The organism is Gordonia sp. w5E2 (genome assembly GCF_036540975.1).
Taxonomy (GTDB): domain Bacteria; phylum Actinomycetota; class Actinomycetes; order Mycobacteriales; family Mycobacteriaceae; genus Gordonia; species Gordonia jacobaea.
On the sequence record NZ_CP144213.1, the window covers coordinates 922813 to 949079 of the forward strand.

A 26267-nucleotide genomic window follows, 5' to 3' on the forward strand; every position below is an offset into this window, starting at 1 on the left:
TGAGTTATGTCTGTGGATGACACCACCGGTGTGGGCCGGGGGAAGGCGGAGACCCCGCCCGAACCCGGCACGCAGCCTCCCGAATCGTCCGACCAGTTGCCTCCGGATTCCGAGGAGCAGCTCGAAGAGCAGCTCCACCCGGGCCTGCGCAGCCACCGCGGCGCACTCGGCGACCAGCTTTTCTCCTACCTCGCGCGGGGCACGGGTTTCTTCGTGGTCGTCCTCGTCGCCGGTATCGGCATTGCACTGATCGTCAATGCCATACCGGCGATGCTGGCGAACCACGCCAACTTCATCTTCTCGTCCCAGTGGGACGTCAGTTCGGCGAACTTCGACAACGACACGGTGCGTTTCGGCATCTGGGAGTTGTTCCGAGCGACGGTTCTGACCTCGCTGTTCGCCCTGGTGATCGCCACCCCGATCGCGATCGGCATCGCGGTGTTCCTCGTGGAGTACGCCCCGCGACAGGTCGCCCGCCCGCTCGCCGCGGTCATCGATCTGCTCGCAGCGGTGCCGTCGATCATCTTCGGTCTCTGGGGCATCTACGTCCTCGCTCCGGTGATCGCGCCGTTCGCGGAATGGCTCAACAGCGTGCTCGGCTGGTTCTTCCTCTTCTCCGCCGGTAGCACGTCAGTCAGCGGCGGCGGCACGATCTTCACCGCGGGCATCGTGCTCGCGATCATGATGCTGCCGATCATCACCTCGATCACCCGAGAGGTGCTGCGCCAGACCCCTCCCGGCCAGAAAGAAGCGGCACTGGCCCTCGGTGCGACGAAGTGGGAGGTCATCCGGATGACCTCGTTCCCGTACGGACGCTCCGGCATGATCGCCGCGGCGATGCTGGCGCTCGGACGTGCGCTCGGCGAGACCATCGCCGTCATGATCATCCTGAGTGCCGCCGTCGGCCGCCTCAAGTGGTCGCTGTTCGAAGGCGGCGACACGTTCGCGTCGAAGATCGCTCGCGACGTCGGCGAGTTCGTCGGTAGCCAGGACACCCAGAGCGCCTACATCGCGGCCGGTCTGGTGCTGTTCCTCCTGACATTCGTGGTGAACGCGGTCGCTCGCACGGTCGCAGGCGGAAAGGTCAACGGATGAGCATCGCACTTGATAAGGGCGCAGGCGGCGGCCCGGTCAAACAACATCCGTCGGCATTCCGCGAGATCTCGCTGAGTCGTCGAATCCGCAACAACGGTGCGCGCGCCGCTTTCTTCATCTGCTTCGCGCTCGGCGTCATTCCACTGGTGTGGTTGCTGTGGACGGTGCTCTCGAATGGAGCGAGCGCCATCACCGACCCGAACTGGTGGTTCGGCGACGGCTACGCAGTCGACACCACAACCGACTACGGCGCGGGAATCGCGCCGGCGATCGTCGGTTCGATCATCCAGGCGCTCGTCGCCACGATCATCTCGGTCCCGATCGCGGTGCTCACGGCCGTTCTCCTGGTCGAGTACCCGACGTCGAAGCTGGTCAAACCGGTCAGCTTCATGGTCGACATTCTCGCGGGCGTGCCGTCGATCGTCGCGACGCTGTTCATCTTCACGGTGTTCGTGATCGGACTCTCGATGGGGCAGAGCGCCTTCATGGTCAGTCTCGCGCTCATCCTGCTGATGATCCCGATCGTCGTCCGATCGTCGGAGGAGATGCTCAAGCTCGTACCCGACGAACTGCGCGAAGCGTCGTACGCATTGGGCATCCCCAAGTGGAAGACGATCATGCGTGTCGTGATCCCGACCGCGCTGTCGGGCATGCTCAGCGGCATCTTCCTCGCCATCGCACGCATCATGGGTGAGACCGCCCCAGTCCTGATCCTCGCGGGTCCGGCGAGTTCGCTGGTCAAGACCAACCCCTTCGAGGGCGGTATGAACTCGCTGCCTCTGTTCATCAAGGACATGTGGGCGGCGAGTCAGCCGGCGTCGTCGTTCTACTACTGGGGTGCAGCGCTGACGCTGATCATCATCATCGCCATCCTCAACATCGTCGCAGCGCTGCTCGCGAAGTTCCTGGCACCCAAGTCCAGGTAAGACCGCACGCCCAGCAACAGCGTCGTACATCAACAGCACGAGAGAGTAATGCCATGGCCAAGCGCCTCGACATCAAAGACCTGAATATCTACTACAGCAAGTTCCACGCCGTGAAGGACGTGACTCTTGCAGTGCCGCCGCGCAGCATCACCGCGTTCATCGGTCCGTCGGGCTGCGGCAAGTCGACGGTGCTGCGCACGCTCAATCGCATGCACGAGGAGATCCCCGGAGCCTATGCGGTCGGCAGTGTGCTGCTCGACGGTGAGGACATCTACTCCAAAGAGGTCAACCCGACGAGTGTCCGTACGACGATCGGCATGGTGTTCCAGCGGCCGAATCCCTTCCCGACCATGTCGATCCGAGACAACGTCGTCGCAGGTCTTCGCCTGCAGGGCATTCGCAACAAGAAGCAGCTCAACGAGGTGGCCGAGCGCAGCCTTCGCGGCGCCAACCTGTGGGAAGAGGTCAAGGACCGTCTCGACAAGCCCGGTGGCGGTCTCTCGGGTGGTCAGCAGCAGCGACTGTGCATCGCGCGTGCCATCGCGGTGTCGCCGGACGTCCTGCTGATGGATGAGCCGTGCTCTGCGCTCGATCCGATCTCGACGCTGGCCATCGAGGATCTGATGGGCGAGCTCAAGAAGGACTTCACGATCGTCATCGTCACGCACAACATGCAGCAGGCTGCGCGTGTCAGCGATCAGACCGCGTTCTTCAACCTCGAGGGCGTCGGCCAGCCGGGACAGTTGGTCGAGATCGGCGACACCGAGACCATCTTCACGCACCCCACCAAGCGCGAGACCGAGGACTACATCTCCGGCCGCTTCGGCTGATCACCGGCAGGGCACAACGCACAGGCCCACAAGCAGACAAAGACCCGCGACGAGGAATCGTCGCGGGTCTTTTGCGTTGATGGGGGGCTTACATGTTGAGCAACAGAATGACCAGCAGAGCGACGAGCGACAGCGTCACGCCGACATAGACGAACAGCTGGCGTCGCCGGAGATGTGCTTCGGCTTCGTCGTCGGATTCGGCATTGAAATCAGGTTCTGCCGGATAGTGCACGCCCATGGCGCTCACCCTAGACTGCGCGCCTGGTGTGCGTGAAGTCAGGACGCCCTCCACGACGAGAAACGTCGGTGAATCACATCCGAACCGGGGTGTGATCCACCGACGTCGGTGGTGGGGGTGTGTCGGGAAGCGTCTGTGCTTTAAGAAGCGTCCTGGAACTGCTCGGGCGTCTGGCCGGTGGCCTGGAAGACGACCCGACGGCCGATGAGTACGGCGTGGTCGGCGAAGCGCTCGTAGTAGCGGCCCAGCAGGGTGACGTCGACGGCTGCGGCAACTCCGTGCTGCCAGTCCCGGTCCATCAGCACCGTGAACAGGTGGCGATGCAGATCGTCCATGGCGTCATCGTCTTCTTGCAGACGAACCGCAGCCTCGGGATCTTGCGTGTCGAGGACCTCGCGCGCGTTGGTGGCGAGCTGGACTGCCAGCCTGCCCATCTCGGCGAAGTAGCCGTTGACCTCTTCGGGCAGGGCCTTCGCGGGATGGCGTCGTCGGGCGACCTTGGCGACGTGCAGCGCCAGCGCGCCCATACGGTCGACGTCTGCGACGATCTGGAACCCGCTGACGACTCCGCGCAGGTCGCCTGCGACGGGAGCCTGGAGCGCGAGAAGCGCGAACGCCTGCTCCTCGGCGCGCGCGGACAGTTCGGACAGCTTGTCGTTCTCCGACAGCACTTCCTCGGCAATGGCGAGATCGGCCTGCAAGAGGGCCTGGGTGGCACGGTCCATTGCTGAACCGGCCAGATCGCACATTTCTCCGAGCACCGCATTCAGTGAATGCAGCTGTTCTTGATACGCGGTACGCATACCCTCAAGGGTACTGTGCGTGCCGCAGATCACGATCTTCCGCGTGGTGAACACACCGTGAACGCGCGGTGAGTAGCTCTGCTCGCGGTACGTGCGCCCGTCAGGAGCAGGTGGTGTCTCCCGCGTTGGTCACCGCGAGATCGTTGGGCAGATTGCTGGAGTTCGCCGCTGGAGGCAGTGCCTGCGCCGATAGCGTCTCGCCTGCGGCGGGAGCACTGGTGACGCTGCCGGCGAAGTCGCTGCCGAGAATGACCTCGACGCCCGACTTCACTGTCTTGTCGCTCTGGATCTTGGCGCCGGGGAACATCGCGGCGAGTGTTGCAGCAGAGTCCTGTTCACCCGGCCCGTAGCGCACGACAGTGTCTGTGCGGTTCTCCGACGCATCCGCGACGCCGCGGACGTCGAAGCCCTGGGCGGTCAGCTGGTCGGACGCGTCGGCGGCTTGCCCGGCCTTGCCCGTGCCGTTGAGCACACGCACCCCGACGTTGCTCGGGTTCTGCGCGGTGGCCGAGACCGTCGACGGCGTCTGCGACGTACTCGTGGTGGCGCCCGCAGCCGTGGTCTGCTTCTTCGACGAACTGCTCTGCTTCTTCTTCGCGGCCTGCTCGCCGGGTAGCGGGTCGTCGTCGATGATCGCGTTGAAGATGGCGTTGATGTCGTCGGTGCGCGGGATCTCGTTATTCGAGCCGTCGGTCGCCGTACCCGACGTCGGGATGGTCAGGAACGTCACGCGACCCGCCTCGATACCCTGCATCGAGTCGGCGAGTTTGAGCAGTGACTGCGTGTCGACGCCGTCGACGTAGCTGTTCTTGATGAAGGTGTTGACGATGCTGTTGAGCTTGGCCGGATTGGACAGGACGTTGCCTGAGAGCGTCGACCGCAGCAGTGACGACATGAACAACTGTTGGCGCTTGATGCGTCCGTAGTCGCCGTTGCCCTCCGTCGACACCGTGCGGGCGCGAACGTAGTTGAGCGCCTTGCGACCGGTGATCGTCTGCTTGCCCGGCTTGGAGAGGATCTGGCCGAGTTCGTAGTCGTACACCGGAGTGGTGGAGCACACCTCGACGCCGCCGACAGCGCGCACGATCTTCTCGAAGCCGGAGAAGTCCATCCCGATGAAGTGGTTGATGTTCAGACCACTCATCTCGGTGATGACCTTGACCAGGCACTTCGGTCCGCCGTCGGCGTAGACGCTGTTCAGTTTCACCTGGCTGGCCGCGGGTAGGTCGCCGGTATAGGTTCCGGCGTCGTTGTCCCAATCCTGACATTCGGGTCGGTCGACCTGCAGATCCCGCGGGAACGAGACCGCAACCACGCGGCTGCGGTTGGCGGGGATGTTGACCAGGATCACCGTGTCAGAACGTGCGCCCTCGGCGTCGGCCGTGGTGCCCGCGCCAACCTTGCCGTTCTTGCCGCTGCGTGTGTCGGTGCCGACGATCAGGTAGTTCTCGTCGCCGTACTGGGCGTCCTTGTTGCGAATGTTCGTGTCGTCGGGGTCGACGGCGGCGATGGTCCGCCAATCGCTGTTCTTCGACTTCATGTACCCCCACACGAAGCCGGTCCCGACGAGCGCCATGACGCACGCGATGGCGACCATGATGCGGCCGGTGAACGCGACGTTCTGGCGTGTCGTGCGGTCGTGACGTCGACGCCCCACACGTTGCGGGCGTGAACGCAGCGCGATCGTCTCGGTGAGGTCGGGAGTGGGCTCGAGCGGTGGGGACGCCGGCTCGCGCTCCGGTTCAGGAGCAGCGGGGGTCTGCTCGGGCGTGTCGGGTGCGGCGGCATCTCCGGACGTGGCGGAATTTCCGGATGCGGCGGGCTCGAGGTGTGACCCCTGTGCCCGTGATTCCTCGACGACCCGCTCCGTCGTCGCCCTGTCACTGAGGTCGACGACCGGTTCTGGGGTGGCACCGACGATCGGGATCTTGCGCGTGACCTCGTTGGCCCCTGGCGTGTCGGAGGGGCGATTCGACGGCTTGTCCGTGGCGGCGCGGTCTGTCCCACGCCGAGCTCGACGCAGTCCGGAACGGTAGCCGCCGACTCGTGGGATGGCCTCGGTCGGCGATGAATCACCTCGTGGCTGCGTGCCGGCGCCGGTCGATTCGTCAGAAGCAGACGGCTTGTCGGACGCAGATGGCTTGTTGGATGCAGTCGGCTTGCTAGATGCAGGCGGCTTGTCAGAATCGGTCGCTTTGTCGGCGGGAGCCGCGGTGCCGGACGGGGAATCGGAGCGTGCGCCGGGATCGGCGTTCATCTGCTCCATCAGCTCGCGGACGGTCATGCGACTACGGCCGCGGACGTACCGATCGGCGGAGCGCGGCTCACGAAGCCTGCCGTCATTGGGGTTCGCTGGTCGTGAGGTGCGTGAAGCGCGTGGAGTCGATGAGGACGTCGAATCGTCCCGGTCGCCCGGCTCGTCGCCGTGCGGCTTGGGTGTCCAACGACTCACGTCACATATCCTCGTACCCCGTGGTGACGCTGCCGCCCCGTCGGGGCTGAACGCTGCGGCAAGCAGGAAGAACTCAGATCCCGCCTGCGGGACCTTCGGACATAGTACTGATAGGTCCTGAGAAGCGCCTCAGCCGCCGGAGTGCATCACTTCCGCGCCTGCGGGGACGACATCCTCGTAGGGATCGTCGAGCCAGCCGTCGGGGAGCGCGACCTTGGCGGGCGACCCCTGCCGCCCACGCGGACCGTGCCCGTCCTCGGGGAACGGTGTGTCGGCGGGAAGTGACCCGACGAGGTCGCGGAGTTCGTCGAGCGTCGACACCAGCGACATGCGCGAACGAATCTCCGAACCGGCCGGGAATCCGCGCAGATACCAGGCAACGTGTTTGCGCATCTCGCGCATGCCCTTGTCCTCGCCGTGGTGATCGGCGAGCAACTCGCCGTGCCTGACGATGATCTGTGCGACCTCGCCGAGGTTCGGTGCGGCGGGTGCGGGCAGCCCGTTGAGTTCGGCGGCGAGTTCGGCGAACAGCCACGGCCTACCGAGGCAGCCGCGTCCGACCACGACGCCGTCGCATCCGGTCTGCGCCATCATCGCGACCGCGTCTTTGGGTTCGAAGATGTCGCCGTTACCGAGCACAGGTACGTCGGTCACGTGCTCCTTGAGCCGGGCGATCTCGGCCCAGTCGGCCTCGCCGGAGTACCGCTGTGAAGCCGTACGGGCATGGAGCGCAACAGCTTTCGCGCCCTCGCCCGCGGCGATGCGTCCGGCGTCGAGGTGCGTGTGATGCTCGTCGTCGATTCCGATGCGGAACTTGACGGTGACGGGGATGTCGGTGCCCTCGGTCGCCTTGACCGCGGCTGCGACGATTCGTTGGAACAGGGTGCGCTTGTACGGGATCGCCGAGCCGCCGCCCTTGCGGGTCACCTTCGGGACAGGGCAGCCGAAGTTCATGTCGATGTGGTCGGCGAGATTCTCGTCGACGATCATCTTGGCTGCCTCGTAGGTGTAGCGCGGATCCACCGTGTAGAGCTGCATCGACCGCGGATTCTCGTCCGGGCCGAACGTGGTCATGTGCATCGTGACCGGATGCCGCTCGACGAGCGCGCGGGCGGTGACCATCTCACAGACGTACAGACCCGACACCGTGCCGGTGCGGGCCAATTCGAGTTCGCGACACAGCGTGCGGAACGCCACGTTGGTGACGCCCGCCATGGGTGCGAGCACCACGGGACTGGCGAGCTCGATCGTGCCGATTCGCAAGCGGGTGTCGCGCAGCGGGGTTGCTTGGAGCGGGGTGGCGTGCGCAGCCGACAGCGCACCGGCGCCCTCGTGGATCGTGGAGGGCGCCGGCGCTGCTGGGGTTCGGATCGTCGTCGTCAAGCCAATGGTTGCGTCAGGACGCCTGACGCTCGCGCTTCTTGGCTTCGCGGGCGAGTGCGCGGTCGCGCATCTCCTCGAACTTGATGGTGTCCTTCTCGAGCTGCTCGAGGAAGGCTGCGAGCTCCTCGCGGGTCTGGTCGCCCTCGGCGGAGAAGTCGTCGCGATCGAAGACGTTCCACTTGCGCAGGACGGGCTGGATGACCTCTTCGAGGTGCTGACGCAGGTCGTAGATGCCGTGCTTGGCCATCAACACGCCGTGGCGGCGGAAGTTGGGCATTCCGGCGCCGGGCATCTGGAAGTTGGTGACGATGTCGGTCACGGCACGCAGCGTCTGGTCGGGAGCGATGTCCATACCGGCGCCGCAGATGTTGCGGTAGAAGATCATGTGCAGGTTCTCGTCGGCCGCGATGCGCTGAAGCATCTTGTCGGCGATCGGATCGTTGCACGCCTTGCCGGTGTTGCGGTGGCTGACGCGCGTCGCGAGCTCCTGGAACGTCACGTAGGCGACGGAGTGCAGCAGGCCCATTTCGCCGCCCTTCTCCATCATCTCCTCGACGCGGTCGCCTGCAGCGGACTCGGGCGAGTAACCGTTGGTCATGTGGACCATGCGGTCGGCCTCGAGCTGGGCAGGGTCGACGCCGCGCGTCACCGTGAGGTAATCGCGCATGACGATCGAGTGCCGGTTTTCCTCGGCGGTCCAACGACCGACCCAGAAGCCCCATGCCGAATCCATCGAGAAGTTGTCGGCGATCACCCGGTGATAGGAGGGCAGGTTGTCCTCGGTCAGCAGGTTCGTGATCATCGCGGCCTTCGCAACCTCATCGAGCTGCGACTGCTCAGGGTCGTAGTCGACGCCGCCGAGCGCGGCGAAGTTACGACCCTCGTCCCACGGGACGTAGTCGTGCGGGTTCCAGTTCTTCGCGATCTTCAGGTGCCGGTTGACGTTGTCCTCGGCAACCGGTGCCAGCTCGCGGAGCAGATCAAGCTGAGTGAGCTCACGTGCCATTGTTCGTTCCTCCGAACGGTCCACATCGAAACAGGTCGGACTGTCGTAGTCTCCGACTGTCGTCTCTGGTTGTCATGCCTGGCTCGGTGACCGACATGTATCCAAGTCAGTCAGTAAGGCTACGGCACCGAGCAGGCGTTACCCAAGTACGCACTTACGGTGTCGAAACTTGGCTCGCAAGCGTTACCCCCGAAACGCTCGGCCGAACGTCGACGCCCACGTGGCGGCGTCGTCGTCAAGAGTACCGAGTTCGCGCGCCTTGTCACACCACAGCATCGCGGCGCTGCCGAACTCCATGGGGTTGTAGATGTCCTCCTCGCACCGCCACAGGCCGTCACCCGCGTACGTGATGATCGAAATGTTGGTGGCGGTGATCACGCTTCCGTCGCCGGGATCGCACATCGGATTGTCGACCTCGAAGATCACCCGACCGGTGGGGGCGTCGAACACCTTCCACAGGTTGGGGAAGGCGACCATGTGGTTGCCGGGGAAGCGCGTCATCGTCTTCACGATCCACGGGCGGATCTCGTCCCTGCCGTGCATGGTGCCGAGTGCGTGCTCGATGTAGTCGGCGTCGGGAGTGAAGAGGTCGGCGAATCGGGCCCATGCCGCGGGCGCCTCGGACGGCTGTGCTCGGGCCTCCGCGGCGATGCCCGCGACGGTGGCCTCGAAGACGTCGAACGCCTCCGACAACTCGTCGAGATCGAATGGGGTCGGCGAGAATCGGGCATCCGCGGCAGACGCGGCGTTTTCGGTGCGCATCGGGCTGATCGTAGGGAACTACGGCGGGTGCGCGAAGCGTTATGGAAAAGGAGCGCGACGACGCATCGACGTGGTTCGATTTCATCATCGGCCCGACGACGAAGACGGGCGTGCGCGCGACGGCGCGGGCGAGCAGGATGCGGAGGATTTGCGATGGAGCGGCTGAGCGGTTTGGATGCCTCGTTCCTGTACATGGAGACGCGGTCACAGTTGATGCAGATCATCGGCCTGATCGAAATCGATCCGTCGACGATTCCCGGTGGGTATTCGTTCAGCGGTATCCGTGATCAGATGCGACAGCTCGTCCGTGCTACCCCGAAGTTCCGACGCAAGCTCGACAACTCGCTGATCAACATCGACCACCCCGCCTGGGTGGAGGACGACCATTTCGACATCGACCGGCATGTGCACCGTGTCGCGGTTCCGGCGCCGGGCGGGATCGGCGAGGTCACCGAACTCTGTGGGCATCTGGCCGGGCAGACCCTCGACCGGGCGAAGCCGCTGTGGGAACTGTGGGTCATCGAGGGACTGTCCAACGGGCGGATCATGATCATGCTGCGGATGCACCACGCCGCGGTCGACGGCGTCGGCAGCGCCGAGGTGCTGTCGCAGCTCTTCTCGCTGTCGCCCGAGCAGCCCGACCTCGACGCCGATCTGCTGCATCAGACAGCGGGCGGGTCGTCGCATGCGCTGCTCGCCGCGACGGGAGCGGTGCACTACCTGATCCGACGTCCGATCGCGATGGCTCGATTGCTCCCGGAGACGGTCTCGGTTCCGGTCGCGTGGTTGCGTCGGGCGCGCTCGCACGAGGCGATGCCCGCGCCGTTCGGGGCGCCGCGCACCCGATTCAACGGGCCGATCACCCCGCACCGCTCGATCGCACTGACCCAGCTCTCACTCGCCGACATCAAGCGCGTCAAGAATCGGTTCGGCGTCAAGGTGAACGACGTCGTGCTGGCGATCACCGGCGGGGCGCTGCGCGAGTATCTGCTGGCGCACAACGAGCTGCCGGACAGACCACTCGTCGCGATGGTGCCGGTATCTGTCCACGGCGCCGACGACAGCGGCTTGATGGTGCAGGGCACCAACAAGGTGTCGGGGATGTTCACGCAGTTGGCCTCCGACGTCGCAGATCCCGTCGAACGGATCGAGCGCGCTGCAGAACTCTCGCGGAAAGCAAAGGCACACCACGCCGACATCGACGCGAACATCCTGCGTGCGTGGGCACAGTTCGCGCCAGGAACAACGATGTCGACGTTGATGAAGTTCTACGGCGACCGGAAACTGGCACTCAAGCATCCGCCGATCTTCAACGTGACGGTGTCGAACGTCGCGGGCGCCGACATTCCCGTCTACTTCTGCGGCGCGCGTGTCACCGCGGTCTACCCGCTCGGGCCGATCTTCCACGGGCTCGGCCTCAACATCACGGTGTTCTCGGCCGACGGCGAGCTCAACGTCGGCATCCTCGGGTGTACCGATCAGATCCCCGACGTCGACTTCCTCGCCCACGCCTTCGACGAGCAGCTCAAGACGCTTCTCGAGGTGTGTGGCGACTGAGGTCTTGCGGTGATGGGGTTATCCGGTCACTAAGCTTTGCCCTGTGTCCATCTATCGCCACGGATTTGCCCGAGTAGCGGGCGCGGTCCCGGTCGTCCGTATCGCCGACCCGGTGGCCAACGCGCAGGCCACCGTCGAATTGATGCGGCAGGCGGCCACCGAGGGTGCTGCGCTCGTCGTGTTCCCCGAGATGGGACTCACCGGATACAGCATCGACGATCTTGTCCAACAGGACGCGGTTATCGACGCCGCGCTCGACGCCCTCGCCACCGTCGTCGCCGCGAGTGAGGGTTTGCGCCCGTTGGTGGCGGTCGGCCTGCCGCTCGTCGTCGACGCCGGGCTGTACAACTGCGCCGTCCTGCTGCGTGATGGTCGGATTCTCGGCGTCGTACCGAAGGCGTTCCTGCCGAATTACCGCGAGTTCTACGACAAGCGCTATTTCAGCGCGGCCCGCGACGCACTCGCCGACACGGTGACGCTGCTCGGACAGACGGTTCCGTTCGGCACCGACCTGATCTTCGACGCCGTCGACCTGCCGGGTTTCGCGCTGCATCTCGAGGTCTGCGAGGACGCGTGGGTGCCGATCCCGCCGAGCACCTGGGCCGCCCTGGGAGGTGCGACGGTTCTCGCGAACCTGTCGGGTTCGCCGGTCACGATCGGCAAGGAGTCGTATCGGAAGTCGTTGTGCACCAGTCTTTCCGCCCGGTGCATCGCGGCCTACGTCTACGTTGCCGCCGGATATGGCGAATCCACAACCGATCTCGCGTGGGACGGTGACGCCCTGATCGCCGAGAACGGTGGACTACTCACTCGCAGTACGGGGTTCGCGACGGCCGAGCAACTCGTCGTCGCCGACGTCGACCTGGACCGACTGCGCCAGGAACGCATCCGGATGGGCAGCTTCCACGATCAGGTCGGTGATCTCGAGGATCGTCTGACGTCGTTGCGCCACATCGACTTCGAGTTCGGTGACCTCGACCTCGCCGACGACGATCTGCGACGCTCGGTCGCACGATTCCCATTCGTTCCCGCCGACGCCGGTGATCGTGACGAACGGTGCCGCGAGGTGCGCGACATCCAGGTTCAGGGCCTGGCTGCACGTCTGCGCGCCACCGGCATCGACAAGATCGTCATCGGGGTGTCCGGTGGTCTCGATTCGACGCTCGCACTGCTCGTCGCCGTCGACACCTTCGACCGACTCGGCCTGCCGCGCACCAACATCCTCGCGTACACGATGCCGGGATTCGCCACCGGCGGCGCGACGCTGCGGCGCGCACATGTGCTGATGGATTCTCTCGGCGTCACCGGCACCGAACTCGACATCCGGCCGTCGTGTGAGCAGATGCTCGCCGACATCGGGCATCCATATGCCAAGGGCGAGAAGGTCTTCGACGTCACCTTCGAGAACGTGCAGGCAGGCGAGCGGACCTCGCACCTGTTCCGGTTGGCGAACTTCCACGGCGGAATCGTGCTCGGGACAGGTGATCTGTCCGAGCTCGCTCTGGGTTGGTGTACCTACGGTGTCGGCGATCAGATGTCGCACTACAACGTCAACACCTCGGTCCCGAAGACGTTGATCCAGTACCTGATTCGCTGGATGATCTCGACCGGACAGTACTCGCAGGAGACCACCGACACGCTCGCAGAGATCCTCGACGATGTGATCTCGCCCGAACTCGTCCCGCCGGGCGACGACGGCGCGATCCAGAGCACCGAGGACACCGTCGGCCCCTACGAACTCCACGATTTCTTCCTGTACTACCTGACGCGCTTCGGGTATCGCCCCGACAAGATCGCCTACCTGGCCGGCCAGGCGTGGGGTGACCGGGAACGCGGCGCGTGGTCGGAGTTGATCGCGCCGGAGCGTCGAAACCAGTACGACGCCGCGACGATCGAGCACTGGCTCTCGACGTTCCTGAAGCGATTCATGAGCAACCAGTTCAAGCGCACCGCGATGCCCAACGGGCCGAAAATCGGTTCGGGCGGGTCACTCTCGCCGCGTGGCGACTGGCGCTCGCCGTCGGACGCCTCCGCCCGCACCTGGCTGGACCAACTCAAGGGTCGCTGATGTCGAGGCCCCTCTAGAGCCCCAGGTCCTTGGCGATGATCGTCTTCATCACCTCGTTGGTGCCGCCGTAGATGCGGGAGACGCGGGTGTCGGCGTACAGGCGCGCGATGGGGTACTCGGTGATGTAGCCGTATCCGCCGTGCAATTGCAGGCATTTGTCGATGACGCGGCCGGCGGTCTCGGTGGCGAAGAGCTTGGCGCGCGCGGCGTCGGCCACCGAGAGTTCGCCCCGGTTGTGCAGGATCAGCGCCTGGTCGACGAACTGCTGCACCGCCGCGACGTCGGCTGAGCACTCGGCCAGTACGAACTTGGTGTTCTGGAACGATGCGACGGGCCTGCCGAACACGTCGCGCTCTCGGGTGTAGGCGAGGGCGTGCTGCAGAGCAGCGTTCGCGGTTGCCGACGCTCCGATCGCGATGCTCAGGCGCTCCTGCGCCAGGTTGTGTGTGAGGTAGGAGAACCCCTTACCCTCCTCGCCGAGCCGATCCTCGACGGGTACGCGCACCGACGAGAAGGAGAGTTCTGCGGTATCCGATGCCTTGAGGCCGATCTTCTCCAGCTTCCGTCCGACCGCGAAGCCCTCGGACGTGGTGTCCACCACCAGAATCGAGAGTCCGGCACGACGATTGTCGGGATCGAACGGTGCGGTGCGGCAGACCACCAGAATGCGGTCGGCCAGCGCGCCACCGGTGATGAACGTCTTTGCGCCGTCGAGGATGTAGTGGCTGCCGTCCTCGGAGAGCTTGGCCGTCGTCGAGATGTTCGCGAGGTCGGAGCCGGTGCCCGGTTCGGTCATGGCGATCGCGAACATGATGTCGCCCGAGGCGAATCCGGGTAGCCACCGCTGCTTCTGCTCGTCGGTCGCGTACTCCATCAGGTACGGCAGGATCAGGTTGGTGTGCACCGACTCGCTGCCGAAGGTCACGCCTGCAAGCGAGGTTTCCTCCGACACGACAAGCGAATACGTGAAATCGTGCACGCCTCCGCCGCCGTACTCCTCGGGCACCTCGATGCCGAGCACACCCAACTCGCCGAGCTTGCGGTAGAAGTCACGCGGAGGGTGTCCCTGCTTCTCCCACTCGTGGTGGACCGGCACGACCTCCTTGGCGATGAAGTCGCGGATCGTCTTGCGAAAGGCCTCGTGGTCTTCGGTGAATACGGTGCGCTGCATGGTCTCCAGCATGCACCCGTGGCATACCCGGAAGGAACGGCCGGATCGGCTAACACACCGATAGGGCGAGTCAATGTGTAGAGACGTCAGGGGGACTGGGCGAATCAGGATAGGTCGCGGCTATGGGTCCGTGAACGCGAATCTACTTGTGGTCACCGGGTGAGAAGTGGTCGGCTCGAATGCATGACAGATGCAGTGATCGTCGACGCGGTGCGCACCCCTATCGGACGCCGAAATGGCGCGTTGGCCGGCATCCATCCCGCTGACCTCTCGGCGCACGTGCTCGAAGCACTCGTCGAACGTACCGGGATCGACCCCGCGATCATCGACGACGTCATGTGGGGTTGCGTGAGCCAACATTCCGAGCAGGCGGGAAACATCGCACGTACGGCGGTGCTGGCCGCGGGGTGGCCGACAACGGTCCCGGGAACCACGGTCACACGGGCGTGCGGGTCCAGTCAGCAGGCGCTGGCGATGGCCGCGGCCGCAGTGATCTCCGGACAACTCGACGTCGTCGTGGCGGGCGGAGTCGAGTCCATGAGTCGCGTGCCGATGGGTACGGCGGCGCCCAACGGGGAGAGCCAGCCGGCAACCGTCCTCGACCGCTTCGGCGTCGACCGTTTCAGTCAGGGCATCGGGGCAGAAGAGGTCGCACGACGGTGGGGACTGAGCCGCACTCAACTCGACGAGTACGCGCTTCGATCACACGAACTCGCAGCCGCAGCAACCGATTCGGGTGCATTCGACGCCCAGCTCGCTACGTTGCCCGGTGTGCTCGAGGGTGACGAGGGAATTCGACGCGGCGGTTCACTGGAGTCACTCGGCGCACTCCGGACGGTCTTCGACGAGAACGGCGTCATTCACGCGGGCAACGCATCACAGATCTCCGACGGCGCGGGCGCACTGCTGGTGATGTCGAGCGAGACCGCTGCGGCCCACGGTCTGGTGCCGCTGGTGCGGATTCACACCACCGTCGTCGCAGCCGACGATCCGGTCATCATGCTCACGGGGCCGATCCCCGCGACGGCCAAAGCGCTTGAGCGGTCGGGACTTTCGATCGACGAGATCGGCGCGTTCGAGGTCAACGAGGCTTTCGCGCCGGTGCCGCTGGCCTGGCAGATCGACACGGGCGCGGCGGAGAAGGCACTCAACCCGCTCGGCGGGGCGATCGCCGTCGGCCATCCACTCGGGGGTTCCGGTGCCATCCTTGCCACGCGCCTCGCGCATCACATGCGGGACAACGGTATTCGCTACGGACTGCAGACGATGTGCGAAGCCGGTGGCATGGCCAACGCCACCATCTACGAGCTCATCAGCCCCGAACTCATCAGCTCCGGGCGCTGACGACGTCGACGAAAGCCTGTGCGGCGACCGACAACGCCGTCGGGTCGTACATGAGCGCGAAGTTGCGGACGAATCGCGGTCGAACCGGCCGCACGGTGGTGCGATCGGCAACCGATTGCGCGACACGGCGTTCGAGCAACGTCGCGCCGATTCCTGCCAGCACCATGGGTAGTCGCTCTTCGCGGTCTTCGGCGAGCACCGCGATCGGTGGCCGCACGCCCGCTTCGCGCATGGCGCTCTCGATCTCGTCGGCGACTGTCCCGCCGCGCGGAACGAACACCATCGGGATGTGGGGGAGGTCGGCGATGTCGATCGGACCGTCGGGCAGGACGGTGCCCGACGGACAGACGAGCCAGAACTCCTGCTCGCCGAGCACGATCACCTCGAGAGCGTCGTCGACCGCCGTCTCGACGGGGTGGAGATGCGTGACGACGAAGTCGCAGCGTCCCTCCTCGATCACTGCTGCTGCGAGTGATTCGTCGTCGAGCTCACCCACCCGAATGGTGGCGGTGGGGTGCGCGTCGACGAATGCCGCGACCACCTCGGCGATCGTGGCACCGTCGGCGAACGGTGAGGCGAGTATCTCCACCCGTCCGGTGATCTGATCACTGCCGACGGCAAGCGCGTCGTCGACCGACTCGACGTCGCGCACGATCTGTCGCGCCGAGCCGACGAGTGCACGTCCGGCAGCGCTCGGCACCATCCCGCGGCCGATCCGGTGAAACAACTGCACCCCGAGCTCACGTTCGAGTGCGCGCAGCGCCTGGGACACCGTCGGTTGTGTCACGCCGAGCGACACCGACGCCCCGCCGATGCCGCCGTGCTCGACCACGGCGAGGAAGTACTCGATCTGGCGCAGTTCCACGGGTTACTCGAAGACCGAGTCGTCGACTCGTGTTGGGGCGCCGCATGTCTGGCGTGCAACGGCGACGAAGGCCGCTGCGGCGGGCGACGGTTGGCCCGAGCGCATGATCAGACCGAAGTCTCGTCGTAGCGGAGGGTCCAGGCTGTAGGTCGTGGCGTCCGGGATCTGCTCGGCGACCGACTCCCGCGGTGCAATGGTCGCGCCGACGGCGCGGGTGACCAACTCGCGGATGGTCGGCGGGTGCGAGCAGTCGACCATCACGTTGCGCGCGCCGTCGGAGATGATGTCGGCGAGAAGACCCCCGGTCGACGGATCGGAGAGGTCGAGCAGCAGTGGCAGCGACCGGACGGACTCGCGTGCGACAACACCCTCGTCGGCGTCGACGCTCAGCGATGGCGATGCGGCAAGGACGAGTTCCTGTGTGCCCAGCGGAGTGAATACGAAGGTGGAATGGTCGGCGGTGGAATCGATCAGTCCGATCTCGGCTCGCCCGCTGCGTAGCGACGCGAGGATGCCCGCGGGACCGTCGGCGGCGAGGATTCGCACGATCACCTTGTCGAAGCGGGCACGGAAATCACGCACGATCGCGACGAGGGGTGCGACGGCGAACGCGGATTCGGTGACGATATCCACTGTCCCGGAACGTAATTCGCGGACGGCGCCGACTCGTAGACGTGCTCGCTCGACATCGGCGAGGACGCGCCGCGCGATCACCTCGACGCGTGCGCCCGCCTCGGTGAGTTCGAGTCGACGCCCCGTGCGGTCGAACAGCGTGACGCCGAGCTTGCGTTCGAGCGTACGAATCGCCTGCGACAGCGACGGCTGGGAGATGTAGAGCGCCTGCGCAGCCTTGGTGATACCGCCGTGATCGATGACCGCGACGAAATAGGTGGCAAGGTGCAGGTCCACCTCTCGATCGTAGGCGAGGGGGTACCTCGATCAGTGGCCGGTCCACTTCGGTGCGCGCTTCTCGGCAAAGGCGCGGGCGCCTTCCTGCGCGTCGTCGGAGACGAAGACGGGATCGAGGATGCCGCGCTGCGCCGCGAACAGATCGGGGTCGGTGTAGCGGATCGCCATGCTGACGACCTGCTTGGTGGCACGCACCGCCAGAGGGCCGTTCGCGGCGATCCGCGCGGCGAGTTCACGCGCGCCGTCGAGTGCCCCACCCGACGGCGTCAGGGTGTTCACCAGACCGAACTCGTGGGCGCGGGCGGCGGTGATCGGATCGCCGGTGAGTGCGATCTCCATGGCGAGTTGATAGGGCAGGATCTTGGGGAGTCGTAGCAGACCGCCCGCTGCGGCCGCGAGTCCGCGCTTGACCTCCGGCAGACCGAACTTCGCGTCGTCGGCGGCGACGATCAGGTCGGCCGAGAGCGCCAGTTCGCACCCGCCCGCCAGCGCCCAACCCTCGACGGCCGCGATGAGTGGTTTGCTCGGGGGAGCGGAGGCGATACCGCCGAAGCCACGACCCTCGACGCTGGGCAGCTCACCACGGGTAAACGCTTTGAGATCCATACCGGCACAGAAGGTTCCACCCGCCCCGGTGAGGATGCCGATCGTGATGTCGTCGCGACGTTCGAACTCGTCCATCGCTGCGGCGAGTTGCTGCGCGACCTCCTGATTGACGGCGTTGCGCGCCTCCGGGCGGTCGATGGTGAAAACGGCTACGCCGTCGGCGAATTCGGTGCGTACCGGGGTCATCGCAGAGTTCCTCTCGTGGTTGCGGATTCGATCGTCGCGGATTCGATGCTGTGATCGGCGGGTCGGGTGTCGGTGACCGTCCAGCGCACCGGCTCGTGGCCCGTCGACGAGATGATGCCGCGCGCTTCCAGTACCAAAAGGTGCGCGTTGGTCTCTCGCAATGCCACGCGGGACAGGGGAATCGACAGGTCGGAGAACGGGAGAGACCACGTGACAGCGCGGGTGACGTCCCACGCTGTGGCGCCCGGCTGGTTCCAGATCGCCTCGGCGATCTCGGTGAGTCGCTCCTCGTGGTGCGACAGGAGATCGGTCACCCGATCGGCGAGCCCGCGGAACCGGTACTCGTGACTGGGCATGGCCTCGAGGTCGCCGATGTGCTCGGTGCGCGCGAGCGACGTCAGGTAGTCGGCCAGCGGGCTCGGCGTCTGGAACGGATTGGTCGAGACATTCGGGCTGATCCGGGGGAGCAGATGATCGCCGGTGAAGATGACGCCCGCGTCGTCGTCGGCGAAGCACAGGTGTCCCGCCGTATGGCCGGGGGTCCACACCGCACGCAGATTCCACCCGGGAACGTTCAGCGGAACGTCGTCGTCGAGTTCGACGTCCATCGTGCGACCTCCCGGGAGCCGGACGAATTCGAGGAGGCCGGTGTCGGCGACGTCGGTCGGAGCGCCCAGGACACGCAGGTCCTCCTGAGCGGCTACGAACTCGCCCGCGAGTTCTTCCTCGCTGTGAAACCGCAGGTGACGGGCATCGGCGTTGTGCATCGCGAGTTGCGGGTCGGTGTGCTCCAGCAGGCGCGGGACGAGTCCGAAGTGGTCGGGGTGCAGATGGGTGACGAAGACGTGCGAGACGTCGGCGAGGTCGTGTCCGGTGGAATGGATTCCGTCGACGAGCATCTTCCAGCCCGTGTCGGTGTTCCAGCCGGTGTCGATGAGCGCGAGCCGACCGTCTGCCGTCGCCAATGCGTAGACGAGGATGTAGCGCAGCGGGTTCTCGGGAATGAGAACCGGAATCGACCAGAGGCCCGGCCGGACCTCTTCGACGGGCGGCATCTCCTTACGCACCCAGGCCTCGCGCTGGCGATGGCCGGTGACCACGATCGACGTACTCATCATCTGATCCGACCACGGCGCAACCGAGCGCCACAAACACCCGTCGACTCACAGCCCGTGAGGAAACCCCTATGTGGCTAAATGCCGAAAATCCACCTCATCTGTTGCACGCCACCTTCGGCACTGCCGAAGGTAAATCGACACAGATGAGGTGAACTTTTCTGGTCCTACTCGCCCGCGGGGCTCGGCGGCGCAACCGTCGCCTGGTCCCAGACGGCGAGCAGTTCGTCCATCACGTCGGTCGACATCCCGAACAGGCTCAGATGGCTCTCGCCGTGCAGGCTGAACAGCTTGGCGTCGGGCAGGAGCGAGACCACGTGCTCGCCGTGCGCGTAGGGGACGATGTGGTCGCGGTCCCCGTGCCACCAGCGCACCGGGGTGGAGACGTCGCTGACCGAGAAGCCCCAGTCGCGGGAGAACACCCGGACGTCGTTGAACGGTGCCTCCATGCGATGCGACCCGCCGCTGAGGAGGTCGTCGAGGAACATCGCGCGGAACTCCGGGCGGCTGAGCAACTCGCGGTCGGCGGCGGGGGAGAGCCTGCCGTAGAGCAGGATCGCGGGTTCGGCGATCGGCCGTACGAAGCGCAGTGCGGTGCTGATCACCTGCCCGACGGGTGCCCCGAGGACGGGTAGGACGGGTGCGGCGCGGCGTGCCAACGCGACCGCGCCACCGCCGATCGCCTCCGGTCCCACGGTCGGGGCCACGCCGCCGACGATTCCGGCGACGTGGACGCGTGGACCGAACTCGTGCGCGACGGCCAGCGCGTACGGGCCGCCGCCGGAGACGCCGATGACACCGAAATCGTCGATGCCGAGCGCGTCGAGGACGTCGGTGAGGTCGGCGCAGAAGTCCCGCACGGAGTCGTAGGGGTGGGCCGTCGACGATCCGACACCCGGCCTGTCGATACCGATGAGCCGCACTCCGCGGGCAGCGGCGTACTCGCGGGCTTCGAGCGGGATCTGTCGACGAGCACCCGGCGTGCCGTGGAACCACAGGATCGGGCGTCCGGACGCCGAACCGAACTCGGCGAACCCCATTCGTCGTTTCGTGCGGTCAGTTGCGTGCGTTCCGACAGCTACGGAGCCCTCGATCTTCGGGCGATCGACGTCGATCATGTGACAAGGGTCTCACGTTGCCACCTAGCCGACGAACGGCACCTGTTCAGCACGAACATTCGTTGACGCGCCGAATTCAGCGAACCCGCAGCGTGGGCGCGTACCGTTGACCGGGTGAGTGCAGACGTTTCCCCGACAACCGAGGCTTCGACGCCGTCGTCGATTCAGCGGATCGTGCGCGGCGTTCGTCACGTTGCGACGCCCTACCCGGTACGCGACCTTCCCGCCGGGCGGCATGTCGAATTGCCCGGCCGCGGAACGACTTACGTCACCGATTCCGGGCCGAAAGACGCGCCGGCGGTGTTCCTGCTGCACTCGGTGCTCACCACCGGCCTTCTCTGTTGGTATCCGTCGATTCCGCAGCTCAACGGTCGGTATCGGGTCATCACACTTGATCAGCGGTGGCACGGCCGAGGCATTCAGGCCGAGGGTTTCGATCTGCGCGACTGCGCCGACGACGTCGTCGCGCTCGCCGACGTTCTCGGCATCGACCGGTTCACCGCTGCGGGCTTCTCGATGGGCGGCGGCATCGCACAGCTCGTCTGGCGTCGACACCCGCGCAGGGTGTCAGGACTCGTGCTGTGCTCGACCGGGCCGTTCTTCAGCGAACGCGATCCGCACCGGCGCGACCGCGACGCCCGTATCGGACGAATCCTGCGCCCGATCTACGAGTCGCTGCCCCGCCCGTCCGACGCCAGCCTCGACCGCCCGGCGAAACACACGAGCATCTGGGCCACCAAGCAGTTCCTCTCGACGCCGCTCTCGCACGCGGGCGATTTCGGCGAGGGTCTTGGCAACTTCGACTCCAGCTCGTGGCTGCGCGACATCGACGTGCCCACCTCTGTCGTCGTGTCGACGAGGGATCACACCGTCGAACCCGAGCGTCAGCAACTTCTCGTCGACGGCATCCCCGGTGCACGCCGATTCGACGTCGACGGCGGCCACGCCTGCTGCGTGATCGGCGTCGAGAACTTCCTGCCGCCTTTCGTCGCGGCGGTCGACGCCGTCGCGCTCGAATCCCCGGTGCTCGTAAGCGGCAACTGACGCCATCCGACGTTCCATCTGAGGCCGAATCTCCTACAAGGAGCGCAGATTTGAAATCTTGTGCAAGTCTGTGCCAGATTTCTCGCCAGGAGCGTCACCGGTCCTGACCAGCAGTTACAGTGATCGCATTTCTCGCGCGCGTGCAGTCCGCGAGTCTGAAGGAGATCACGATGACCACGCCTACTCCGCCGCCCGACTGGTATCCCGACCCGGAGAGTCCGCGTAGCGGTCGCTACCGATGGTGGGACGGCCACAAATGGACAACGGATACGCACACTCCCTCAGAGCCGCCGGGGACTGCTGAAGCGCCGGGGATTGATCCGACTTCCAGCGTCGCGCCCCCGCCGGTGGCGACCAAGGAGAAAAATTCTCGGAAGATCTGGTACCTGATAGGGGCGCTGTGTGCAGTTGCGCTGGTAGTCGTGGTCGCCGTCGCCGTATCGGTAGCCGCATCTGACAAAGGGGCGAACAAGACCAACCGTGCATCCTCTGGCGCTGCTCAGTCGACAACAGTCGACCCCGCCGAGCAGTCCAGGGAGGCCGCAGCAGCCCAGTCGGCTCAGCGTGAAATGGAGCAGCAACGGGCCGCAGATCTCGACAAGTCGACCTACCAAGCTACTGATTCGCGTGGTTGGCAACTCGTCGCCAAGAACCCGGACTCCCACGTGGGCGAAAAATACGTGATCTATGGCCACGTCACTCAGGCTGACGCGGCGATGGGGTCTTCGACGATCCGCGCAGATACGGATGGCGCGCAAGTCGACTATTACGAGATGAATATCAACACAATCGCCAAAGCCGGCGCAGCAACCTTTGTCGACATCGTAGAGGACGACCTCGTCACCATGTGGATAGTAGTCAAAGGCTCGAAGACATATGACACCACAGTAGGTGGGAGCGTGACTGCTCCAGAGGTTGAAGTGAACATCATCGAGACCACTGGAAGCTCGAAATAGGTGCGAGCGCAACGAACCTTCGCTGTCTGAGATCTGAGTTCCGTTGAAATTCGGGACGTGAGCCATTGCCGCCCGTAGCGTTGAGTGCGCCCGGAAATCCAACTGGGCGCGGAACCCCAAGTAGGAGTGCATATGTCGCCCGTCATCGTCGTCGCAACGCTATCGCCGAAGCCCGGACAGGAGGCAGCGGTGCGCGAGGCAGTGATCGCGGCGGTCCCCAAGGTGCAGACCGAGCCGGGTTGCCAGCTGTACTCACTGCACGAGGCCACCGGCGATGGCACCGATCTGGTGATGATCGAGAAGTGGGAGTCGTTCGACGCCCTGGCTACGCACGGCAAGGGAGCCGCCCTCGCCGAACTCGGCGCAGCGCTGAACGATCTGCTCGCCGCACCGCTCGACATCAAGACGTTCGACGCCGTGCCCGCGGGTGACCCCGACAAGGGTGCAATCTGACGTAGGGTCTATTACGTGCCCTCCTTCAGCCCATTGGAGTGGCCGGTCTTCCGGCAGTTACGCACCGGCGACAAGTTCGGCCGCGGTCCGGCCGTGCAGTCGGCGCGCACCCGCGCAACCGAACCGAGGACCGCCACCGCCGACCGCGTGGTGCAGAGCGTCTGCCCGTTCTGCGCAGTCGGCTGCGGGCAGAAGGTCTACGTCAAGGACGAACGCGTCATCCAGATCGAGGGCGATCCCGACTCGCCGATCTCGCGCGGACGCCTCTGCCCCAAGGGCGCGTCGAGCGAGCAACTGGTCAACAATCCGATGCGGCAGCGCACCATTCGCTACCGCGCGCCGTACGCGACCGAGTGGACAGACCTCGATCTCGATACCGCCATCGACATGATCGCCGACCGCTTCGTCGAGTCGCGTCGTCGAACCTGGCAGGACACCGACGAGCAGGGGCGCGTACTCCGACGCACCATGGGCATCGCATCGCTCGGCGGCGCGACCCTGGACAACGAAGAGAACTATCTGATCAAGAAGCTCTTCACCGCGGCGGGCGCGATCCAGATCGAGAACCAGGCGCGCATATGACACTCCGCAACCGTTCCCAGTTTGGGAGCTTCATTCGGACGCGGCGGCGCAACGCAATCACTGCAGGACATGGCGAACTCCGACTGCATCGTGCTCATCGGCGGCAACATGGCCGAGGCGCACCCGGTCGGCTTCCAGTGGGTGGTTGAGGCGCGCTCGCGTGGTGCGCGGGTCATCCATGTCGACCCGCGGTTCACCAGGACGTCGGCCAACGCCGACAAGCACATCTCGATCCGTGTCGGCTCCGACGTCGTGCTGCTCGGTGGGCTGATCAACTACATGCTCACCCACGAGCGGTACTTCCGTGAGTACGTCGTCGCGTACACCAACGCCGCGACGATCGTGAACGACGAGTACCGCGACACCGAGGACCTCGGCGGACTGTTCTCCGGCTTCGACCCCGAGACCGGACAGTACGACCCGTCGACGTGGGCCTACGCCGACGCAGAGGACAGCGGCGGCATCGAATCGCCCGGTATCGAATCGCCAGGCGGCGACGAGCACGGCGAGACGGCAGCGGCGCGTGCGGCAGGCGACCAGCACGGTTCGGGCGGTCCGCCTCTCGAACACGCGAACGTGCTCCGCGACGACTCGTTGACCGATGAGCGCACGGTCTTCCAGGTCCTCAAACGCCACTTCTCCCGGTACACGCCGGAGATGGTCCGCGACATGTGCGGGATCTCGGTCGAGGAGTTCACCTACCTCGCCGAGTCGATCGCCGACAACTCCGGCCGTGACCGCACAACGTGTTTCGGCTATGCGACCGGTTGGACGCAGCACACCCTCGGCGCCCAATTCATCCGTACCGCGGCGATCCTGCAGTTGTTGCTCGGCAACGTCGGTCGCCCCGGCAGCGGCATCATGGCGCTGCGCGGACACGCGAGCATCCAGGGTTCCACCGACATCCCGACCCTGTTCAACCTGCTTCCCGGCTATCTGCCGATGCCGTCGGTTGGCAAGCACGACACTCTCGACGAGTACCTCGCGGGCGTCGGATCGCCACAACAGAAGGGGTATTGGGCATACGCCGACACCTACATGGTGAGCCTGCTCAAGGCGTGGTTCGGCGACGCCGCCACTGCCGACAACGACTGGTGCTACGACTACCTGCCCAGGTTGAACGGGCCCGCCGGCACATATCAGACCACCGTGTCGATGCTCGACGACGAGGTCGAGGGCTACTTCGTACTCGGCCAGAACCCTGCCGTCGGATCGGCCAACGGCAGACAGCAGCGCCTGGCGATGAGCCATCTCAAGTGGCTGGTGGTGCGTGACCTCAACATGATCGAGTCGGCGACCTGGTGGAAGGAGGGACCCGAGATCGCCTCCGGCGAATTGCGCACAGAAGACATCGGTACCGAGATCTTCTTCATGCCTGCAGCAACGCACGTCGAGAAGGCCGGCTCGTTCACCCAGACCCAACGCATGGTGCAGTGGCGGCATCAGGCGGTTGCGCCGCCGGGACAGGCGCAGAGCGAACTCGACTTCTTCTACGAACTCGGGCAGCGCATCCGCGCGCGGCTGGCCGACTCCGACGACCCGCGCGACCGACCGCTCCTCGACATGACATGGGACTACCCGCTCGACGAGCACGGCAACCCCGAACCGGAGTCGGTGCTCTCGGAGATCAACGGCTACTTCACATCTGGCGAGCACGCGGGCGAGAATCTCACCAGCTACACGCAGATGAAGGCCGACGGTTCGACGGCGGGCGGCTGCTGGATCTACACCGGCATCTATGCGCACGCGACGAACATGGCCGCGCGGCGGGTACCGCACGGCGGCGACTCGGTGAGCCAGCACGAGTGGGGCTGGGTGTGGCCGGCGGATCGTCGAATTCTCTACAACCGCGCCTCCGCCGACCCCGAGGGCAAACCGTGGAGCGAGCGCAAGCGCTACATCTGGTGGGATGCACAGGCGCGCAAGTGGGTTGGCGACGACGTGCCCGACTTCCCGGTCGACAAGGCGCCCGATGCCCGCCCCGATCCCGATCTCGGGGGAGCTGAGGGACTCGCGGGCGACGACCCGTTCATCATGCAATCCGACGGCAAGGGTTGGCTTTTCGCGCCCAAGGGGCTCGTCGACGGCCCGCTGCCCGCGCATTACGAGCCGCAGGAGTCGCCGGTCGCCAACGCGTTGTACCCGCAGCAGCAGGCCCCCGCACGAATCATGTTCGCGCGTAACGACAATCTCGACGCTCCGAGCGCGGGAGACGAAGGCGTCGACGTCTACCCGTATGTGTTCACCACCTACCGCCTCACCGAGCACCACACCGCGGGCGGGATGAGTCGCTGGTCGCCGTATCTCGCCGAGCTGCAACCGGAGATGTTCTGCGAGGTCTCCCCGGCACTCGCCGCCGAACGCGGGCTGGTCAACGAGGGTTGGGCGACGATCATCTCGCCGCGCGCGGCCATCGAGGCACGTGTACTGGTCACCGATCGGGTGAAGACGTTGCGTATCAACGGACGTGACGTCCATCAGGTCGGTCTGCCCTATCACTGGGGCGTCGGCAGCGACGCCGTCGTCAGTGGCGACGCCGCGAACGACCTGATCGGTGTCACGCTCGACCCCAACGTCCAGATCCAGGAGTCCAAGGTCGGGTCGTGTGAGGTGATCGCGGGGCGTCGACCTCACGGGCAGGCGCTACTCGACCTGGTGCACGACTACCAGCAGCGCGCAGGCGTGACACCCGAGACCGACAACGTGCGCATCACCGATCCCGAGCACGAGACAATCTATCCGCCAACCGATTCCGATGATGCGGACGGAGAGGGGTTCACCCGATGGTGAGGAGTGCG

22 protein-coding genes are annotated in these 26267 nt (G+C 65.5%); 10 read left to right on the forward strand and 12 right to left on the reverse strand.

Features of this window, described 5'->3' with window-relative positions; translation table 11 throughout:
• The first annotated feature begins 6 nt into the window (after positions 1–6).
• The 3 genes from pstC to pstB are packed head-to-tail and all read left to right on the forward strand — an operon-like array spanning position 7 to position 2851.
• Positions 7–1095 carry a phosphate ABC transporter permease subunit PstC gene (pstC, locus tag RND64_RS04140; protein ID WP_049697759.1) on the forward strand — a complete coding sequence of 363 codons (1089 nt, stop codon included), beginning with the start codon at positions 7–9 and terminating at the stop codon, positions 1093–1095.
• The gene (gene pstA, locus RND64_RS04145; RefSeq protein WP_005204269.1) at positions 1092–2021 is read left to right on the forward strand and encodes a phosphate ABC transporter permease PstA; all 930 of its coding nucleotides are present in this window, start codon (positions 1092–1094) and stop codon (positions 2019–2021) included. The genes pstC and pstA overlap by 4 nt, the downstream gene beginning before the upstream one ends.
• A gap of 53 nt (positions 2022–2074) precedes the next feature.
• Positions 2075–2851, forward strand: a complete 777-nt coding sequence (pstB, locus tag RND64_RS04150; RefSeq protein ID WP_049697760.1) for a phosphate ABC transporter ATP-binding protein PstB — start codon at positions 2075–2077, stop codon at positions 2849–2851.
• A gap of 88 nt (positions 2852–2939) precedes the next feature.
• Here the strand turns inward: pstB and RND64_RS04155 are convergent, their stop codons facing one another.
• The 6 genes from RND64_RS04155 to RND64_RS04180 form a co-directional block, all read right to left on the reverse strand.
• Positions 2940–3089, reverse strand: coding sequence for a hypothetical protein (locus RND64_RS04155; RefSeq protein ID WP_168431243.1), 150 nt, complete (start codon positions 3087–3089; stop codon positions 2940–2942).
• Between the two features lie 140 nt (positions 3090–3229).
• Positions 3230–3892 (reverse strand): phosphate signaling complex protein PhoU, encoded by a 663-nt coding sequence (phoU, locus tag RND64_RS04160; RefSeq protein ID WP_049698056.1) that lies wholly within the window; start codon positions 3890–3892, stop codon positions 3230–3232.
• Between the two features lie 100 nt (positions 3893–3992).
• A complete protein-coding gene (locus tag RND64_RS04165) occupies positions 3993–6344 on the reverse strand; it encodes an LCP family protein (protein WP_064870122.1) in 2352 nt (783 codons plus the stop codon).
• 129 nt (positions 6345–6473) lie between these two features.
• Positions 6474–7607, reverse strand: a complete 1134-nt coding sequence (gene dusB, locus RND64_RS04170) for a tRNA dihydrouridine synthase DusB (RefSeq protein WP_268760657.1) — start codon at positions 7605–7607, stop codon at positions 6474–6476.
• A 133-nt stretch (positions 7608–7740) separates the two neighbouring features.
• Positions 7741–8733 (reverse strand): acyl-ACP desaturase, encoded by a 993-nt coding sequence (locus RND64_RS04175; protein ID WP_049697762.1) that lies wholly within the window; start codon positions 8731–8733, stop codon positions 7741–7743.
• Between the two features lie 183 nt (positions 8734–8916).
• Positions 8917–9495 carry a nuclear transport factor 2 family protein gene (locus tag RND64_RS04180; protein WP_049697763.1) on the reverse strand — a complete coding sequence of 193 codons (579 nt, stop codon included), beginning with the start codon at positions 9493–9495 and terminating at the stop codon, positions 8917–8919.
• Between the two features lie 153 nt (positions 9496–9648).
• On the opposite strand from RND64_RS04180, the gene RND64_RS04185 reads away from it, so the two are divergent.
• Entirely contained in the window at positions 9649–11052 is a 1404-nt protein-coding gene (locus tag RND64_RS04185; RefSeq protein ID WP_049697764.1) for a WS/DGAT/MGAT family O-acyltransferase, read from the forward strand.
• Positions 11053–11095: 43 nt separating this feature from the next.
• Positions 11096–13120, forward strand: a complete 2025-nt coding sequence (locus RND64_RS04190; protein WP_049697765.1) for an NAD(+) synthase — start codon at positions 11096–11098, stop codon at positions 13118–13120.
• Positions 13121–13133: 13 nt separating this feature from the next.
• On the opposite strand, the gene RND64_RS04195 is transcribed toward RND64_RS04190, so the two are convergent.
• Positions 13134–14291: an acyl-CoA dehydrogenase family protein gene (locus tag RND64_RS04195; protein ID WP_049698058.1), complete on the reverse strand. Its 1158-nt coding sequence runs from the start codon at positions 14289–14291 to the stop codon at positions 13134–13136.
• A gap of 183 nt (positions 14292–14474) precedes the next feature.
• Between RND64_RS04195 and RND64_RS04200 the strand changes: the two genes are divergently transcribed.
• Positions 14475–15635, forward strand: coding sequence for a thiolase family protein (locus tag RND64_RS04200; RefSeq protein ID WP_049697766.1), 1161 nt, complete (start codon positions 14475–14477; stop codon positions 15633–15635).
• On the opposite strand, the gene RND64_RS04205 is transcribed toward RND64_RS04200, so the two are convergent.
• The 5 genes from RND64_RS04205 to RND64_RS04225 form a co-directional block, all read right to left on the reverse strand.
• Entirely contained in the window at positions 15619–16500 is an 882-nt protein-coding gene (locus RND64_RS04205) for a LysR family transcriptional regulator (protein ID WP_049697767.1), read from the reverse strand. The two genes, RND64_RS04200 and RND64_RS04205, sit on opposite strands and share 17 nt — an antisense overlap.
• Positions 16501–16503: 3 nt before the next feature.
• Positions 16504–17409: a LysR family transcriptional regulator gene (locus tag RND64_RS04210; protein WP_049697768.1), complete on the reverse strand. Its 906-nt coding sequence runs from the start codon at positions 17407–17409 to the stop codon at positions 16504–16506.
• 30 nt (positions 17410–17439) lie between these two features.
• A complete protein-coding gene (locus RND64_RS04215) occupies positions 17440–18201 on the reverse strand; it encodes a crotonase/enoyl-CoA hydratase family protein (RefSeq protein WP_049697769.1) in 762 nt (253 codons plus the stop codon).
• Positions 18198–19316: an MBL fold metallo-hydrolase gene (locus RND64_RS04220; protein ID WP_197494562.1), complete on the reverse strand. Its 1119-nt coding sequence runs from the start codon at positions 19314–19316 to the stop codon at positions 18198–18200. The genes RND64_RS04215 and RND64_RS04220 overlap by 4 nt, the downstream gene beginning before the upstream one ends.
• 167 nt (positions 19317–19483) lie before the next feature.
• The gene (locus RND64_RS04225; RefSeq protein WP_049697771.1) at positions 19484–20434 is read right to left on the reverse strand and encodes an alpha/beta fold hydrolase; all 951 of its coding nucleotides are present in this window, start codon (positions 20432–20434) and stop codon (positions 19484–19486) included.
• Positions 20435–20608: 174 nt separating this feature from the next.
• Here RND64_RS04225 and RND64_RS04230 point away from each other — a divergent pair, with 174 nt between their 5' ends.
• The 4 genes from RND64_RS04230 (at position 20609) to fdh (ending at position 26259) form a co-directional block, all read left to right on the forward strand.
• Positions 20609–21478 (forward strand): alpha/beta fold hydrolase, encoded by an 870-nt coding sequence (locus tag RND64_RS04230; RefSeq protein ID WP_082938034.1) that lies wholly within the window; start codon positions 20609–20611, stop codon positions 21476–21478.
• Between the two features lie 170 nt (positions 21479–21648).
• Positions 21649–22434 carry a DUF2510 domain-containing protein gene (locus tag RND64_RS04235; RefSeq protein ID WP_064866269.1) on the forward strand — a complete coding sequence of 262 codons (786 nt, stop codon included), beginning with the start codon at positions 21649–21651 and terminating at the stop codon, positions 22432–22434.
• A 132-nt stretch (positions 22435–22566) separates the two neighbouring features.
• Complete coding sequence (locus RND64_RS04240) at positions 22567–22887, forward strand: putative quinol monooxygenase (RefSeq protein ID WP_049697773.1); 321 nt, start codon at positions 22567–22569, stop codon at positions 22885–22887.
• A gap of 15 nt (positions 22888–22902) precedes the next feature.
• The gene (fdh, locus tag RND64_RS04245) at positions 22903–26259 is read left to right on the forward strand and encodes a formate dehydrogenase (protein WP_197494556.1); all 3357 of its coding nucleotides are present in this window, start codon (positions 22903–22905) and stop codon (positions 26257–26259) included.
• Positions 26260–26267 lie beyond the last annotated feature (8 nt).